Origin of the sequence: Candidatus Erwinia haradaeae (assembly GCF_900698995.1) — a bacterium.
Taxonomy (GTDB): Bacteria; Pseudomonadota; Gammaproteobacteria; order Enterobacterales; family Enterobacteriaceae; genus Erwinia_E; species Erwinia_E haradaeae_C.
In genome coordinates this window covers 220,543-240,478 of sequence record NZ_LR217735.1, presented here as the reverse complement: position 1 = coordinate 240,478, position 19,936 = coordinate 220,543, and the positions used below count along the sequence as shown (strand labels likewise).

Here is a 19,936-nt window from a genome sequence, read left to right as displayed (position 1 = left end):
AAAAGAATTATATGAAATCGATATTATCAATGACTTTTATAAGTTCTCGTAATAAATAGTGATAATTATAATGCAGTAGGTTATTTTATGTAAAATTTTACAAACTTTCACTTCAGGAGAACTACTTGGTATCTGAATTAGTTGTAAGCAAGCTTTATAGAAAAACATTAACATAGAATTATGATGATAACTTTAAGCTGTAATATTTAAAGAATTAGCATATATATGGCGATCAAACCTAAAAACTATTACAATATTGTTATTAAAAGAACATGGAGATCTCTCCTTACATAGATCTAGGAGAATTATAGTTCTCAATTTAGGAGAGTCATATGATATATACCTATAAAAACACCATGCAGAGTAACCAGAATCTGAACCAAACAAGTCAAGTGCTCCAATACGATCAGCAATACATTGTCTTAGATATTCGCTCACAAGATGAGCAAGAAGACCACCCCTTAGAGCTTGCCAACTTTTTAGTAAAAACTTTACCATTTTATTATCTAGACAGCCAATTTAGCTCCTTAGATCAAAATAAATCTTATCTTTTGTATTGCAATAATGGATTAATGAGCCGATTACAGATGCTTTTTTTACGTGAAAAAGGGTTTAACAATGTTTCAATCTATTGTGCATAAATAAATAGATTGAATCTTAAAATATAAGATTACTAAATTAAAATTTAACAAAACAAGATATTTTAATATCACTATATTTATAGGAAATTATGTCTAACAAGAAACAAGTTTCGCTCACCAATAAATACGATACATCGATCACATAAGTGGTGCAGAACCAGAAAAAAGAAGAATAATTGCAGCAATACTATCAGATCAGCTAGAAACAAAAATAACTATAAAATAACAAACAAATATCTGATAGTGTTAAAATTAATAATAATTTTACTAAGTAGGTTTATGTGTCTTTTTCATGCAAAATATAGAACTGATATAATCTCTCTTAGGTATAGGTAGCAACACATTATATGATGATATGATTAAACACGTGGTAAAAATCTTCACACTTGATTAGATGTTTCTTTGCAGGTTTTATATTTAAATAACTACATATTTTTAATATTCACCTTCTAATCAGATATCAGATATTAAAAATTATATTTTTTTTTGATTCTAATAGAGCTTCTGCTGACTAGATTTGTCGTCTACCCCACATCATTTAAATAAAAAACTTAGATAAGTAGTACTATTATAATTTTTAAAAAAAAAGAAATTTGATCTATGGAAGGGCTAACATAGCACGACCACAGAGGCATATTACTAGTAACGAATTCCAAAGACAATTCAATCCAGATCTGTTTTATATCATACTTCGCTTATCTGTTTTATTTTTTATTTTCAATATTACTTAAAACTATAATTCTTATAACTTTTTTGATTTTGTATTCTAAAAAACTTATCTCTAGCGCTATCTTATCTAGAGATAGCATGTGAATCTCTATCAAAAATATGTTATTCTGTCTAATTAATAATTAAAAATTAACAATTAACAATAAACAATAAAATCTTAAATATTCAATAATCATCGACACCTATCTAACTATTGATACAGTTTTATAAATATATATATATTATAAGTAACAATGTTTTATATTTTATAAATAAGAATATCGCCAAGGATAATTTCTTTATTTATCACAACACCATAATATTTATATTAATTATCACTAATAATCCTAAATTGTTATTCAAATAAATAGCTCTTGTTAATCATCCAATCTAATTAATAATACACACGTAATCTCTTTAATTAATGCTCTATTAATAGACCATAAATGAATGTTAAGCATGTTTTTATTATATAACAAGCAAAAGTGTGTAATTTATACTTCATTATAGAAGATAATAATATGACAACATCATAATGCATGATAAAAAATTTTATCCATATATCCCTCTGCTATAGAATTTTGAAAGACCGCAAAGAGATCTAGTATAAAAATGCTTATACCAAAAAGCAGATAATAAACTTAGATAGATCTTTAGTGTTTTTTTTTGTATACAACGTATGTAAAAACAGTAAATTAAAGAGTCTATTTACAGGACACTAATTTGATACATATTTAGTATACTTTTATAAATATAAATGCATGCGCAAATATATTACAATCTCAAAGATTAGTAAATATATAAAAATACAGTAATTATTAAATTAAGCATATTAAATACAATAAAACCCTGTCTTTTCAAGACTAATTAGCTTTCTGTTCTGTGACATAAATTACATAAATCGCACTAATTCAAATTCTAACGAAAAAATATATCATATTTAAGCTAACATGCAGTACAATTCTTCTATATTTTTTTCAGACTTAAAAAAAGACTAGTGATAATAATAGTAGTAAGATGCTAATTTATAAATTAATTATATGTTTGTATGATCTCATCGAAAAATTATTAAAATATTAAGAAAATTTATCATTGTTTATCACTATTACATATTAACCCTACACCAATGCTAAAAAACTTGTTATCAATATATACAGCCCTTCATCTTATTCATGCATTAACCTTATAATAATCAATCATATTTAGTATTCTGTTATTTATGTCAATAAAAACAATTGAGAATCATAATAACTATAGTGATTATTTTATACTTATCAGACTTATAGTTATAAAAAAATCTAGAATCTGATAAATTGTGATGTAATACGCATATAGAGAATACTCTATATCGACATATGTCTCTCTAATAGATGAAAAAATTTCTAACAAAACCAACTAATATAAAAAAAATTTTCATCAACTAATAATGCGGGTGACATTAAATTTAATCATTAGTGCTATATTATTAATAATATGTAATGTTACATATAAAAATTGTGCTAACTATGTCAGCTATGTCAGCTAAATATTGACAGATAGCTATAATTTTGCGCATATCCAATGATCTATACGCTATTACAATATAATTATTAAAATACGCTATAATAAGTCAATTAGATTCGAAAGCCTAAATACTAATTTTATTAGTCTCCATGGTGTATGTGAAATACACTTGAGTTTTATTGACCCTGACGATAAAATTATTTGAGTAATTAAACATAAGATTTATTAAAAATTTTTTCTAAAAACAGCATGATAAATCTATAACAGACGATTATTTCATATAGAATGTATATTCTAGCAAAAATTTAACATAATACTATAAGCGTTACTCAGGATTAACGCAGCACGTAAGATTTCATTGAGATTATCTAACACTAACATTACTATTAATAGAATATTAAAAAATTATAGAATTAATAGTTACGCTATAAAAAAGAATAAAATATGATAATTTTAAGATAAATTATCACACTTATACATGTTTAGAGATTATTTTATATGAAACTATTATTCATAATGATTGATATACGAGTATATAGTGTGCTCTATATACCCATTCTTTAAGACATTTCGTATATAAAATCCTCACTTAGAACCCCAAGACAATATATTTAATCATATAAGCCATAAAAATAAATAATAAAATGGATCAATAAATATATGCCTCAGTCACTATTATCTCAAAATAAAATTTTTCGTCTTAAGAAATAAAAATAACGCTATGCTTACCTCAGGTTTTATTTTGAAAAATAAATAAATAAAAATTCTCTATTAATCTGAATCTCAGCAATCTCTTAAAAAATATACGATTTTTATAAATTACCTCTTTAATAATCCTGTACATTAAGTATAATAATAAGTTTATTAAGCTTATAATTAAAATCTTCTATGCTCTATGACCTAAACGTCTAAGAAAGACAGAGGTGAAGTTATTAATGCATTATATAGATTAATAAAATCTATAAAGATTATATTAACGCTTAGATTTTATCAGTATACAATTTAACATGGATACGTATTTAGATGAGAACTTTTACAGCTAAGGCAGAATCGGTCCAGCATAATTGGTATGTTATTGATGCAGCATGTAAAACTTTAGGTCGTTTAGCAACAGGACTAGCCCTTCGATTGCGCGGAAAACATAAAGCGGAGTATACTCCACATGTAGATACAGGTGATTATATTATCGTCCTCAATGCTAAAAAAATAGCTATAACTGGCAATAAACCTAATGATAAAATATATTATCATTATACTGGATATATTGGTGGTATCAAAACACTAACTTTTTCAGAGATGATTAATCGTTACCCTGAAAAAGTAATTGAAATAGCAGTAAAAGGCATGCTACCAAAAGGTCCATTAGGTCGTCAGATGTACAAAAAACTCAAAGTATATGCCGGTGATAAACATAAGCACACGGCACAAAAACCACAAGTTCTTGACATATAATTAGGATGTTAGAAAATGGTTGAGAAGACAAACTATGGAACTGGTCGCCGAAAAAGCGCCTCTGCACGTGTCTTTCTCAAGACAGGTAGCGGTGGTATCACTATTAACCAGCGTTCTTTAAAAGAGTACTTTAGTCGCAAAACTGCTTGTATGGTAGTTTGTCAGCCACTAGAACTATTAGGCATGGTAAATGCATTTGATTTATATATTACTGTAAAAGGCGGAGGTATCTCAGGACAAGCGGGCGCTATCCGCCATGGTATTACACGAGCCTTAATAAAATACAACGAGTCATTGCGTAGCGAATTACGTAAAGCAGGGTTTGTAACGCGAGATGCTCGCCAAGTGGAGCGTAAGAAAGTTGGTTTTCGAAAGGCTCGTCGTCGCCCGCAATTTTCCAAACGATAACTTCTAAAATTATTAAAAAATCTTACCCAGTGCTAATCGCTGGGTCTTTAATAAAATAATTTTTGTTGGAATCTTTATTGTATTTTTTGTTTTATAATTAAATATTGGTATAGATTATAAGATCTAACTTAATAATAATTTCCTATTTTTCATATATTCATATATATACTTTTATATATATGAATATCTTGATGTTATATATGTTTAATCATTCATAAAGTCGATAATCAACTAATCTGCTAACTAAAGCAAAATAAAACAAATACAAAAACCTAAAACTATTATAATTTTTCACATCATATTAAAGAACATGTAATAGTCTCTGATCACTTAAAGTTCTCTTATTCAACACTACTTTTTTAACTTAAATGATTTTTTGAATTGTTAAATAAAAAAATATATTAACACAGATATATGAGAATGTTGCTGTATAAGAAAACAAGATCACTGAGCTACTATAGATTTATTAATATTGAACCGGCTCTCACATCATATCGATTTTTAATCCATGGCAATTGACACCATATTAGTCTCATATTAGTATAATATACATAGAGGAATATTATTTTTATCTAGATCTAATATTAAATTATCTGCTACTTATATTATATAATACGATGTATTACACTAAAATTGGTCAAATCTTATATGCCAGATAAAAAAATCTTAATCAATTTCGTTAGAAAAAACACCTTAAGAAAATAATATACAAGGAACTATAGGCGATCTTAGAATTATTTTTGTAAATAAAAATTATTTTTGAGTAAAAATCGCACTTAGTATATTTTCTTTAGTTTCTTTACTATATCGCCTACTTCAATAAAAACTTATTTGACAGCATTCATTTAAAAACTACAACTATTGAGCAGCATGTTTGAATATCATTTTTTGTGATACTCTCATAAAATTAAAATGTAACATAATAATATAACTACGGAGCTATATAAAATGATAAATTCTAAATTTACTTCTTGTCGTCCTTATCTCATACGTGCATTTTATGAATGGTTAATTGATAATCACCTCACGCCACATTTAGTGATCAATATACATATACCTAATGTTTTAGTTCCTTTAGAAAATTCATGGAATGGTCAGATTGTTTTAAATATTTCACCAACTGCAGTAAATAATCTTGAATTACGCAATGATAAAATCCTTTTTACAGCTTGTTTTAGTGGTCTTTTAAAAAAAATTTCAATACCTCCAATATCTGTAATAGCGATTTATGCTCGTGAAAATGGCGAGGGGATGGTCTTTGAACAAGGGATGGAGCACACGATAGAAAAATCTCCATCTTTAAATAACTACACTACGCCAATTAAAGAGAATACAACGCTATCTATAATTGAGAATGATTATAAAAATCAATATAACATGCTAAATGACAGTCCAGATAACAATGACAAAAAAACATCCACAGAAGATAAAAATTATTTAGGCTTATACCTTGTTCAATAAGATATTATTCTTCTCTTTAATATAAAAGCTGACGGTGAAATGTGTGTCTTGATATAATTTATTTTTTTATTCATGTTATTTTTATCTTAATATATGAATATATTAAATAAATATATATGTAGATTATGTAGCGTTGATTAAAATTTAATGCAATAATGAGTATAACGTTAAGAAATCAAAATTGATATCCTGTCCAATTCACTTTAAAAATACTCTACTGATAATTACTATTCATTTAAAATGCATGTGTTGCACAAAATAATAATTCATATACAATTAACAAACATAGATTACTTTTTCACATGTTACTAAAAATAATACAATATTCTATAGAAATTAAAAATTAACTAAGATAATTTTTAATAAAAAATATTAATTGCATATATATCTCTTTTAAAAATTAGAGATATTATATTTAATGTCCACTTGTTAGCTTCATAATGTTTTATAGTATAATACTTGTAAGTATTGTAGACTATATGTTTTATACAAACCGCAATATATGCTAATATTTTAAAATAAAAGTCACTAAACAAACCAATATAACTTATAAACCATAGATTGTGACTGGTAATATCAATAGAGTGATATGACAGAATTTAATTCTAAAACCTTTCAAGGGTTAATTTTGAGTTTACAGGCTTACTGGTCAAAAAAAGGTTGTAGTATTATACAACCCTTAGATCTAGAAGTTGGCGCCGGGACATCTCACCCGATGACTTGTTTATGCGCTATTGGTCCAGAACCAATTTCCATAGCCTATGTACAACCATCACGACGACCCAGTGATGGTCGTTATGGTAAAAACCCTAATCGTTTACAGCATTACTATCAATTTCAAGTCCTTATTAAACCATCTCCTCCTAATATGCAGATGCTCTATTTGGAATCTTTAAAAGCATTAGATATAGACTTAACGATAAACGATATCCGATTCGTTGAGGATAATTGGGAAAATCCAACCCTAGGTGCATGGGGCCTAGGTTGGGAAGTGTGGCTTAATGGTATGGAAATAACGCAATTTACTTACTTTCAACAAATTTGTGGATTAGAGTGTAAACCAGTGAGCGGGGAGATCACGTACGGCTTAGAGCGACTGGCTATGCACCTTCAGGATGAAGATAGCATTTATGATTTAGTCTGGAATCAAGGTCTGGCAAGTACAATCACCTATGGTGATATATTTCATCAAAATGAAGTAGAGCAATCTATATATAACTTTGAACACGCTGATATAAATTTTCTAATGACTTGCTTGCAACAACATGAAAAAGAAGTTAAATATCTCTTAACACTGGATCAGCCTCTACCAATCCCAGCATATGAACGTATTCTGAAGGCAGTACATAATTTTAATCTATTGGATTCACGTAAAGCCATGTCAACTACTGAGCGTCAGAGCTGTATATTGCGTATTCGGGCGCTTACTAAAAATGTAGCTCAGGCCTATTTAAACTCTAGAGAGATACTAGGATTTCCTCGCTGTAAAAAATATTTAATCCATAAAAATGACTAAAGAAAATTTTCTAGTAGAAATTGGTACGGAGGAATTACCTCCAAAAATACTACGTTACTTAGCTGAAACGTTTGAAAAAAACTTTATTTCTGAGTTAAAAAATGCATCTTTGACGTATCAAGAGATACGTTGGTTTGCAACACCCAGGCGTTTAGCTTTATTCGTTCGCCAGCTTACCCTCATTCAGCCTGATCGCAAGATAATTAAATACGGACCAACAATAAGAGCAGCTTTTAATAAAAACGGAACTCCTACGCAAGCTGCTATAAGCTGGGCTCGTAGTTGCGATATTAATGTTGAGAATGCTAATTACTTGGAAACTCACAAAGGTCAGCGGCTTGTGTTCTGCGCCAAACAAAGCGGACAAAAGACGGCCCTCCTACTGCCAGAAATCATTTCTACATCTATCAAAAAGCTAACAAATCTTAAACAAATGCGATGGGGAGAATCTAATCTTCAGTTTATACGCCCTGTGCATACTGTGACGCTAATCTTGGGCGATACATTACTTCCTGTTAATATTTTTGGTATTTTCTCTTCTCGTATTATTCAAGGCCATCGATTTATGGGAGAATCGAGTCTTACTATTAATCATGCTGACAATTATCTGAAAGTTCTGTCAGAAAAAGGAAAAGTCCAAGCAGATTATTCCTTGCGTAAAAAAATCATTATCGCCAATGCGACCGCTATAGCAGAACGCATTGAAGGTTTTGCTGACTTACAAGAGGACCTTCTAGAAGAAGTCACTTCTTTGGTAGAGTGGCCAGTGATTTTAATGGCTAAATTTAACAAAAAATTTCTTAAAATACCAACTGAAGCATTAGTACACACCATGGTGGATCATCAAAAATACTTTCCAGTTTATAACAAAAAAGGAACGTTATTACCTTATTTTATCTTTGTGAGTAATATTGAGTCTAGTAATCCCCAGAATATTATATTAGGTAATGAAAAAGTTATCCAAGCCCGATTAGAAGACGCTGCCTTTTTTTTTCACAAAGACTGTCAACATCATCTAGATGATTATCTTCCACGTCTCAAGAGCGTATTATTTCAGAAAAATCTAGGTAATCTACTCGATAAAACTTATCGAATTAAGAAACTATCAGGATGGGTGGCAAAACAGATAAATAGTAATATTCAGAACGCAACACGTGCTGGATTGCTTGCTAAATGTGATCTCATGACTCATATGGTGCGTGAATTTACAGAAACTCAAGGTATTATGGGTATGCACTATGCTCGACGTCAAGGTGAAACAGAAGAAGTAGCTATTGCTCTAATGGAGCAATATAAACCACGTTTTTCCGGTGATTCTATTCCTTCGAACCCTACATCCTGTGCGCTAGCAATAGCCGATAAAATAGATACAATAGTAGGGATATTTGGAATTTCTAAACACCCGACAGGAGATAAAGATCCATTTGCATTACGTCGTTCTGCACTTGGCGTTTTACGTATTATTATTGAAAAAAAACTACCTATAGATTTACAATCTCTAACTGAAGAATCTATAAAGCTATATGATAAAAGACTGTCAAATGCCAATACAGCAGAAGATATAATAAATTTTTTCTTTGGTCGTTTAAGTTCCTGGTATCAAGAAATCGGTTACAAAAATGACGTCATTAAAGCGGTTCTGGCATGTCACCCTACTAGACCAATAGATTTTCATACACGCATAGAAGCTGTAACATACTTCTGTTCTATGAAGCACTCAATGAGACTATCAGCAGCTCACAGACGTATCTCTAGTATTCTCAATCAATCTAAAGAAATATTGAATCATAATGTATATCATTCTTTACTGTATGAAAAAGAAGAAATTCAGTTAGACACTCGTATTCAAACTATCAAAACCAGCTTAAACTTATTCTTAATTGAAGAGCGTTACCAGGATGCATTGATTGCTCTCACGCCACTTCATAAAGACATCGAACAATTTTTTTCTAAAGTGCTGGTAAACACAAAAAGAAAAGAGTTACGTATAAACCGCCTTACTTTATTAAATCAGTTAAAAAATTTATTTCTACAGATTGCTGATCTCTCTTTATTAAAGTAAACTAAAATTTTCTATCATTATTATTGTAATATTTATTTAATTTAATACTGTTCCTATAAAAACACCCTAACAGTTATATTGAATCTCTTCTAACAGCAAATACCTCTTAATAACCAAGACATACATAAAAAAGAAAAATTATCTATCTCAGAATATTTAATGTAATATTTTATACGATGTTAGCGCATACTTTAGTTAAAACCCTTGAAATAATAAATTATTAATAACAATCAGCGTGTTACACCACAACGGTTGTATGCAATATGTCTAAAAATTATTAATATATCTGTACTATTTCATAGTATGCAATCTTTTTTACTGAAATAACACATAATAAATATATAAATCTTGCACTAGCTTCTTATATAATCTTCATTATACCTTAATAAATCATTTGATATCTTCTAGTGTAATGCTCTCATCCAGAAAACTACTTAATATGCTATCTTTACACAAACTAATATAAATATTATAAGTTAATCATTAATAATAAATATTTTAACATACCATTATATTCTTTAAAATCTGAAAATATTCTATAATGTAGTGTGTCATCAATACATTATCATGCTCTATAAACTATAAATATCAAATATTATATAAAAAACCACCATAATAACAAGTAATAAGTAAAGGATGCCCTATATTTTTCTATACAGTATCATGACTATGGTTATGATACTGTATATTATACGCGCATATACAAGGATACTTATATTGTATAAAATACTTATCAAGACATTGATGAACAGTAATAGAGCTTCTTATTAATATTTTTATTAAACATATGTATTCTAGCATATTGATATAACATAAGAATATTTTAGAAATTATTCTCGAGATTTTCTATTTACATTATTTTATAGACATCAGAGAGAAGCAACAGTATAATATTAATTATTTATATGTTAGTATTTTTAATACTAATGTATTATTAATAGTAAATATTACTAGTGAGGATATGGGAAATCATCATTATATTAAATTTATCATTTATAAAAAATTAAAATCAATCACACTGATAGACATATAAGATATACTGAATAAATTGTTTTTGTTATAAAATGATATAAATGATCTTTTAAAATTACGCTTTAATATCATTTTAAATCAAAAATTACGTATATGTTAATATTTAACGTGATCGAAAAATCGATCTTATGATAAGATATATTATTATATAATAATTAACTTCATCTTCATTAATAGCAGTTATGTAGTAAAATTTACCAAATTCATTTTCCTACAATGAAAAAAGGTTAGTCAAATGTTAGTTCAAATTGTTGAAGAATTAGAAACTAAAGTACATCAGGCGATCGATACGATCGCGTTATTGCAAATGGAAATTGAAGAGTTAAAAGAAAAAAATGATATCCTTTGTCATAAAATACAAGCACTCTCGAAAAATAACGAAACGTTAGAGTGTAAAAATCAACAACTAACAACTGATCAACAAATTTGGCAGGATCGTCTTAATAAACTTCTTGACAAAATACAAAAATTTGATCTTACTTGCCTGAAATAGTTATAACTAAAAAACTTGCAATAGAACGCCAAAGCTTTTCTTATACCAATTGTATATTGCAAAATGCAATATTTATGACTTTTGTTTATTATTTATCATAGAAAATTAACGGTTTATTTTAAAGAACTCTATCAAAGCATAACAAATAATTGGATATACACATGCTTATGTTATTGGAGTAATTAAAATTAAAATTAATTCGGTAAACTAATATAAAATACATAGTTCTTTTATAAAAATTTACTAAATTCTTTTCTTATATCTTATCTACAATATAAAACTTTTTTTAGATTGTTTCTGTATTATTACAACTTGTATTTCTGTCATATAATACAATTGTCAAAATCATACTTACCTCACCAAATATTATTAAAATCCTAAATTTTAAAAATTAAATAATGTTTGATATTTTATCAAAAATACAAATTTATAATCCGAGTTTTGCTATATAAAAAATTTTTTAATAACCTCTATTAAATACTGATTAATACTATTCATAAAAAATTAGTTTTTAATTAATATCTACTATAACTACTTATATCTAAAAATATCTTTTATATAATTGAATGCAAGTGTAATTATATAAATAATTATATTAAAAAATTTATTTTATATTTTAGGATAACACATCACCAATGCATATATCGTTTTCTTTTTTTATATAATATATATTAATTCTCATATATCTTTCCTATAATTTTTTATTATAGTATATATTCTTAATATGCCCTATTAAAAATATATATTCTTAAAACTTCTAATCGTTGGTATTGATCAATAAATAACACATAAAAATAATAAATATAAATATAAATATAAAACTATATATAAAATATAAAAGTAAATCAAAAAAGAGACTAATCTTAATTGACAAAATTCTCTTATTAAGAGCTATAAAATCATAAAGACAAAAAAAATAATACTAGTTATTATTAGATATATAAACCATTCACTTATCATAAACCTAAGTGTTGTTTTGAACAAATATCAATAATTTTCTTGATTTAAAAGCTTTAATTTTATTTTTAAGAGAATACATCGACTCAATTTTTAAAAAATTATTAAAATACCATACAATTAATTTTTAAAAAATTAATTGCATCTAGCAAACACTACTTCTAATCTATAATAAATATAAAGAAGATAATAGTAAATTGTAAGAAAGAATTCTATTCAAAATTATTTTTAAAAAATTTCTAATTTTATATATAAAATAATCAATTCCAGATTTATCATGTTTATATAACAAAAATATTTTTTTTGATATTATAAAGTTCAGCAATCAATATAGCAAAATAGAGTATAATAATTTTTATTATAAATCAAATATAAAATTAACTGTTAGTGTGATATATTAATATAATTTATAAAATATTATGATATTATCAATATCATCAAAATTATAAAATACTTATTTATATCTACTATTACAAATAATCGAAGAACTAACCTAACTTATAATTAACTATGGATATTGTTTTTTATAAAAAAATTTATTAGTCTAAACTTAACATTTCTATTCATATATAATACCCTGATATAATCAAGCCTTAAATCATTCAATAATGTTTTTCTAAATAAAGTTAATATTTTTAAAAAAATACTAACTCTTTTACTATAGACTCTACACTGATCTCTATCTGGATAAATCGTATTTAATACTTTACTGATATTATTTTAAAATACTACACCTATCTTCTTTCAAAAAAAAAGACAAAATTCAATAACAACACTCCAATTACTCTGCTAACACTCTAATTATTTTATATAATAACAAACCTCTTTATATCTTTTATAGATATAACACTAGTATTTATATACAATATCACTTAGAAATAGTCTAGATAGACTCTAATGATTTAACATCAGCACATAATATAATAACCGAAATTCTACTTAAAACATGAATCTGGTAACTATTATAATTCCAAATGTTCTTTTTGTTTATTTTTCTAAAATAAACATTCTTTTTTAGATTGCTTGCTATTTTTTTAATAAATTGTATAATCTTTTTAATTTAGTTTTTTTGTATCATTCCATTTTATCATGATAACAATCATGATATATAAATTAGAAAAACTGTATAAAACAAGCCGTTTTTTTAAAAGCTTACTTATTAATAAATGTATAATATTATGAGCCTGCAAATAACACTTAAACATTCAGCTCACTGCACATACTATCTTCTATTTAAAATATTAAGTTATCTTCATAATTTTTAAAAATTTTATTTACTTGCGTATAAATTTTAATTATTTTATTTATATATATACTTCACTTATATTGATAATTTATTAGATATAGTAAACCAAATAAAACATATTCTACATAGTAGTAAAACATGTACAAAAAAAAATCTTCTAAAATTAGACGAATACGCATTATTTCTGGTCAATGGCGTGGACATTATATATCGGTTCCAGATAATGTACAGTTACGCCCTACAACTAATCGAACTAGAGAAACATTATTTAATTGGATTGCAAATACTGTTATAAAATCTAAATGTCTTGATTGTTTTTCTGGTACTGGGGCGCTAGGACTCGAAGCGTTATCACGTTACGCTGCTAGCTCAACTTTTCTGGAAATACAAAGATCTGTTAAAGAACATTTAAAACGTACTCTATTTACGCTAAAAGCAAAAAATGGAAATATCATTCATACAAATACATTAAAATTTCTCTCCCAAAAAGGTGATAGTTATAATCTTGTCTTTGTTGACCCACCTTTTCGCACAGGGCTCGTGGAAAAAACTCTTATATTATTAGAAAAAAATGCTTGGTTAAAAGATAAATCTTTGATTTATGTAGAGAATGAAGTGGAACATAGGCGACCCATAGTTCCAAAAAATTGGTATCTAAATCGTGAAATTATATCTGGTCAAGTAGCTTCTCGTTTATATTATCGCCTGGATCAATAAAAATATTTTTAGATTTTATAATCAAAATAATTACTTAATTTTATATAAGACGTTAAATAACTAACTACGCGAATAATAGTATTTTTTTAGATCTTTTAAAGCATCTCTTACAATTTGCTGCTATAATTTTATATTTACATCTTATAAATATCTCAAAAAAATAATATTTCGAAATGATTTTAGAAAAATTAAGTGCAATTTAGCATAATATATTTCTTCTTACGATATAAAAACTAAAAACAATACTTAATTACTCTTCTCTTTATTCTACAAGTCACTAATCAAATACAAAACAACATATTGACAATAAAGTATAGAACATTCTCAAAGAATAGAGAAATTTTTAGAGCACCACCTCGTGGCTTACCTCAAAAATTATTCCATCTCATTTAATAATTTTATATAATCTAATCCTTATGTAATTTTTGATAATTTTGTAATATATAAAACTCAGTCAATATGCAATATAATTGGATATTTACGCATATAACCTTAAGAATTTTTCAACTACATTTAAAATTTATAAAAAATCTACTATAAATGATAATTTATATATAAAAACAACGTTAATCTTAAAGATTATTTGAAGACCATATCAAATATTATTTATTTTTATATTCTTAATATAGATTATACTCACTAAATAAAAAATACATACTAATTTATCTGTTATGAAAATTAAGCATAGATGATAATATATTCATTAAATTTTTAATATTTTCATATATTTGTCACTACTTAATCATAATAAATACCTAATTGTTAATATCATGATCAATTATATATTATATATAAACTATATATTTTCATCAATACATATCAAACTTATTGTTATATGTAAGTAAAGGTGATCCTTTTGAATAAAAACATAAAAACTCATTGAGTAATAATTGACATTAAAAAAACATTACCTAATAATACTCTATATACATTATAAATTATGAATGATGTTGCCGCTATCTTTATAGTATATACTACAAATTATTAATAATGCCATTCTATATATGTTATAAGTAATATGACATAATACATAAAATATTACTATTCTAAATTTTAAACAAAATCTATTTATAATAGTAGTTATTGATATAATTCAATTACAATACCTATCCTAAGACTGAATGATATTCACTAATATAAATTATTAAGCATAGTCAATATAAAACATATAGATTCCAGTAAGATCTTTAACAACACTACTGTTAGTAGTATAATTTTCAATACCTAATCTATTAATCACATTTTTAAAAATTTTTACATACATCTCATAACAATACATCATAACTCTACGATAAAAAATAACATATTTATTAGCATAATTAATGAGATCATTCAATCATGTTTTAATAAAAATTACCTAGAAAAATCTATGAAAAACAATAAAAAACTGAACCTGATGCACTAATAAAATACATTCTACTTTACTATATAAAACATTACCTAAACAACAATTATAAAATTATTTAATGCAATACTAAAATATATACTACTAATAATTATTTATGTTATAGAGATATACTTTAACAGTAATGCTGCTCTCTATTAATTTTTAAATATTTTTTAAAAACCACATACACACTTAAGTAACAAAACTACAAAAAAAATATCAAACAAGCGGCTTAATCCTTTATAATGTTATATGTAGATGCAAGATAAAAAAATCTATGCGATATAGCATAATAATAAATATTAAAAAAACATTATAGAATAGAGTTTATACATAAGGGTTATAAAAATATTTCATGTAGATAATTTGTATTATTAGATATATCCAATAACATCACCACCTATTAAATCCTCTATTATTGCTATAATATATAAGTTTGCGTCATTCTAATCAATACATGATTCTAATCAAATTACATAAAAGATATATACAAAAATATAACAAGATTAAAGAAAAAAACCTATAAAATTGATACTATCTAAATCATCACTTGATGAACCTATCTAGAAAACTATCATTAGGAATGGATTAAAGAGGAATATTGGTTTTGAAGCTACATCGTATCGCGACTCTTATACTAGGAGTTTTTTCTCTTATATCTTGCTCTAGTAATAACTACATAAAAGCACCTGTGAGCATAATAAATAACCATATTTCAAAAAAAATAATATCAAATTCACATTATATTAGAAAGATAAGCAATACACGTATTGATTACATAATCAATCTTAAATCTGTTGATAAGTGCTCTCAAGAAAAAAATATTCAAACTCAGTATAAAGTAAAACATTTAATTACTAAAAATAACTCTATATTTCACTTACATTCTTATGATAACCTATCTAAAAATAGCTATAAACGCAAAACATATATAGTTCAAAAAGGAGACACACTCTTTTATATTGCATGGATTTCTGCAAATAAGATTGATAATCTAGCAAAATTCAATCACATTGCTAAACCATATTTTCTTACAATAGGCCAAAAACTAAATATTCCTCATTCAACTCTTTCATTGCTTTCAATGCAAAATATGGCAAATATTCATGATAAAATAAACAAAAACTATTCTGACCTTCTTATTTCAAATCATAAAACACACACTGCACAATCTATCCAAAAAACAAGTAAAACACATTCTAAAATATTTTACTCAATACATCATAATAACCAATTTCAAGAAGATTTTAAAAAAATCAAGATAAAAACACTTACAAGTAAAGATAGAATCAATCATATTTTCAATAAAAGTAATCCTATACAAATCTGGTGTTGGCCTAGTCATGGGAAAATTATTAATTATTTTTCTAATTCCGAAAGAGGAAATAAAGGAATTGATATTGAAGGTAATTATGGTCATGCTATAGTGGCTGCAGCAAATGGACGAGTAGTATATATTGGAAATTCATTACGTGGCTATGGTAATTTAATTATTATTAAACATAAAAATAATTATCTCAGCGCTTATGCGCACAATGCAAACATCCTTGTAAACGAAAACCAAGAAGTAAAATTAGGTCAAAAAATTTCTACAATGGGAAATAGCGGTACAATCTCCGTTAGATTACATTTTGAAATTCGCTACAAAGGAGAATCTGTTAATCCATTACTTTATTTACCAAAATAATAATATACTAAACTCTGACTAAAGTGTGCACATTGAGTGCATACGTATTATAAATATAAACTACTATGTCAGTAATGACATTATCTAGTTAAAATATATTTTACTATATCATACATAAAATTAAGATCTAAACTAAAAAAAGAGTTGTAGATGTAATAAATATTACAAAACCGTAATATCCTACTATGCTTAATAAATAATTATATTTTTTTTAAAATAATTAATATAAACAAAATGCCTCATGATCTATTTAATTTAGCTAATGCAGATATAAAAATATAATCATGTATTTTTATAAAATACTTGCATCTATATAAAAAATTACTGGATATAAAAACTAAATCTATTACCAAACATCTGTTTGTTAACATTGTATTGATTATACAAACACATTCTAACTAAAGCTCTAATTTTTATAATTGTTTTATTTCCGCTCATGTTAAATATTATACTTATGCACTTAGAAAATCTCAGAAATCTGACAGTAAAAATCAATAAGGTATATTAGCATATATAAAACATCTACGAGAACAATTATTCTTAGTCATTCCGTGACGAAGAAAATATCTCTAAGACCGTAAAAAATTTGATTGAATCCTGCTAATAAAAGTAACTATTTTCTTGTATAGGAATCTCTTATCGGAGAATAATATAAAAAATTATAATCATCAATTTAGAGATATACCTACATAAACAGATCCAGACATATACTCAATAAAAATATACAGTCTACGTGATAATAATCATTATATTGAAGATTATGTATAATATATAACAATGATATATATGATACATAATGATATATGTACATAATATAAAACACAGGGTGTCGCTATATGATCCTAACATCTTACCTAAAGTTAATTACTTTAATATAACTTGAATAGCATAATTGACATGCTATCAAAATCAGAATATAAACCGTGTATTATATACCTTAACTTTAAGTGTATACTTGAATATTACACCATAAAAATAATATAGAATTATATTAGCAATACAATTATTGTTATGATATAATATTATAGATTAAATATTTCAACGAACCATGCATACATGTATTTTTATTTTGATTATACAATCTTTTATCAAATCATAGCAGATAAAACAAAATAGTTTATATAATCTACTGATATTATGTTGTGCAATGAATGACATAATTACTATATATTATATCTATAATAAACTTTATGTATCATTATACGTTTGCGGCCAAGCGTAATTATCAAAACGCGACCACTGACCATTAAAGGTTAATCTTATAGTACCCATTGGGCCATTACGCTGCTTACCAAAAATAATTTCTGCAACACCTTTAAGAGCGCTATTCTCATGATAAACTTCATCTCGATAGATGAACATAATCAAGTCAGCATCTTGCTCGATAGCACCAGATTCACGTAAATCAGAGTTAATTGGTCTTTTATCAGCTCGCTGTTCTAAAGAACGATTAAGTTGAGAAAGCGCTATGACAGGTACTTTAAGCTCTTTCGCTAAAGCTTTCAGTGAACGAGAAATCTCGGCAATCTCTAAAGTACGGTTATCAGATAAAGCAGGAACGCGCATTAACTGTAAATAGTCAATCATTATTAAGTTGAGCCCTCCATGCTCTCGAAAGACACGACGCGCACGTGAACGCACTTCTGTCGGAGTTAAACCAGAAGAATCATCAATAAACATATTTTTTTTCTTTAAAAGAATGCCCATTGTACTGGAAATTCTTGCCCAGTCATCATCATCAAGCTGTCCAGTACGAATACGAGCCTGATCAACACGTGATAAAGATGCCAGCATTCTGATCATAATTTGCTCACCTGGCATCTCAAGGCTAAAAATTAATACTGGCTTATCTTGCAACATAGCTACATTTTCGCATAGGTTCATTGCAAAAGTAGTTTTTCCCATTGAGGGGCGGGCAGCTACAATTATCAAATCAGATTTCTGAAGACCTGCAGTTTTTTTATTAAGATCCTGGTATCCAGTATCTATGCCAGTAATACCATCATTTGGATTCTGATATAAAGATTCAATACGCGCCATCGTACCTTCAAGAATTTGATCAATACCCCTAGGTCCTGAATCCTGTTTTGCTCGATGTTCTGCAATTTGAAATATACGCGATTCAGCAAGATCAAGAAGATCATCACTACTACGACCCTGTGGATTATATCCAGAATCAGCAATCTCTTGCGCCGCAGCAATCATCTCTCGTACTACTGCACGTTCATGAACTATATCTGCGTACGCACTAATATTAGCCGTACTGGGTGTATTTTTTGATAATTCTGCCAAATAGGAAAAGCCACCTACTATATTTAATTTTCCCTGTGTCTCCATAAATTCAGACAGAGTGATTAAATCAATTGGCTTTCCTTGATTTAATAGATCTTGCATTGCTAAAAAAATCATTCGATGAGGTCTGCTAAAAAAATCTTTAGCAACCACGCGTTCTACAATATGTTCCCAGCGATTATTATCTAGCATTAAGCCACCTAGTACTGATTGTTCTGCTTCTATAGAACGTGGAGGTAACTTTAATCCTTCTGTCTGATGATCATATCGTTCATAGTTTATATAAGACTTATTAGTAGTTTTTTTATCTGTCATAGGTATGTAATACCAGAAATCGCGTGATGAAATAAAACGTGATGAAATAAAAATATAAT

Annotated in this window: 10 protein-coding genes; 9 read left to right on the top strand and 1 reads right to left on the bottom strand. The window is 26.7% G+C overall.

What is annotated here, in order from left to right:
- Positions 1-332: 332 nt before the first annotated feature.
- From thiI to nlpD, 9 genes are all read left to right on the top strand, one after another.
- Complete coding sequence (gene thiI / locus ERCISPPA3004_RS00715) at positions 333-641, top strand: thiazole biosynthesis protein (protein ID WP_157990229.1); 309 nt, start codon at positions 333-335, stop codon at positions 639-641.
- Between the two features lie 3,234 nt (positions 642-3,875).
- Entirely contained in the window at positions 3,876-4,304 is a 429-nt protein-coding gene (rplM, locus tag ERCISPPA3004_RS00710; protein WP_157990228.1) for a 50S ribosomal protein L13, read from the top strand.
- A 15-nt stretch (positions 4,305-4,319) separates the two neighbouring features.
- The gene (gene rpsI / locus ERCISPPA3004_RS00705; RefSeq protein ID WP_157990227.1) at positions 4,320-4,712 is read left to right on the top strand and encodes a 30S ribosomal protein S9; all 393 of its coding nucleotides are present in this window, start codon (positions 4,320-4,322) and stop codon (positions 4,710-4,712) included.
- Between the two features lie 948 nt (positions 4,713-5,660).
- Positions 5,661-6,173, top strand: a complete 513-nt coding sequence (locus tag ERCISPPA3004_RS00700) for a ClpXP protease specificity-enhancing factor (protein ID WP_157990226.1) — start codon at positions 5,661-5,663, stop codon at positions 6,171-6,173.
- A 589-nt stretch (positions 6,174-6,762) separates the two neighbouring features.
- Positions 6,763-7,689 carry a glycine--tRNA ligase subunit alpha gene (gene glyQ / locus ERCISPPA3004_RS00695; RefSeq protein WP_157990225.1) on the top strand — a complete coding sequence of 309 codons (927 nt, stop codon included), beginning with the start codon at positions 6,763-6,765 and terminating at the stop codon, positions 7,687-7,689.
- Positions 7,682-9,751, top strand: coding sequence for a glycine--tRNA ligase subunit beta (glyS, locus tag ERCISPPA3004_RS00690; RefSeq protein ID WP_157990224.1), 2,070 nt, complete (start codon positions 7,682-7,684; stop codon positions 9,749-9,751). The genes glyQ and glyS overlap by 8 nt, the downstream gene beginning before the upstream one ends.
- Before the next feature lie 1,267 nt (positions 9,752-11,018).
- Positions 11,019-11,276, top strand: a complete 258-nt coding sequence (zapB, locus tag ERCISPPA3004_RS00685) for a cell division protein ZapB (protein WP_157990223.1) — start codon at positions 11,019-11,021, stop codon at positions 11,274-11,276.
- A 2,341-nt stretch (positions 11,277-13,617) separates the two neighbouring features.
- Positions 13,618-14,196: a 16S rRNA (guanine(966)-N(2))-methyltransferase RsmD gene (gene rsmD, locus ERCISPPA3004_RS00680; RefSeq protein WP_157990222.1), complete on the top strand. Its 579-nt coding sequence runs from the start codon at positions 13,618-13,620 to the stop codon at positions 14,194-14,196.
- A gap of 1,988 nt (positions 14,197-16,184) precedes the next feature.
- Positions 16,185-17,270 carry a murein hydrolase activator NlpD gene (gene nlpD, locus ERCISPPA3004_RS00675; protein WP_157990221.1) on the top strand — a complete coding sequence of 362 codons (1,086 nt, stop codon included), beginning with the start codon at positions 16,185-16,187 and terminating at the stop codon, positions 17,268-17,270.
- Between the two features lie 1,188 nt (positions 17,271-18,458).
- Here the strand turns inward: nlpD and dnaB are convergent.
- Positions 18,459-19,877, bottom strand: coding sequence for a replicative DNA helicase (dnaB, locus tag ERCISPPA3004_RS00670; RefSeq protein WP_157990220.1), 1,419 nt, complete (start codon positions 19,875-19,877; stop codon positions 18,459-18,461).
- Between the last annotated feature and the right edge of the window lie 59 nt (positions 19,878-19,936).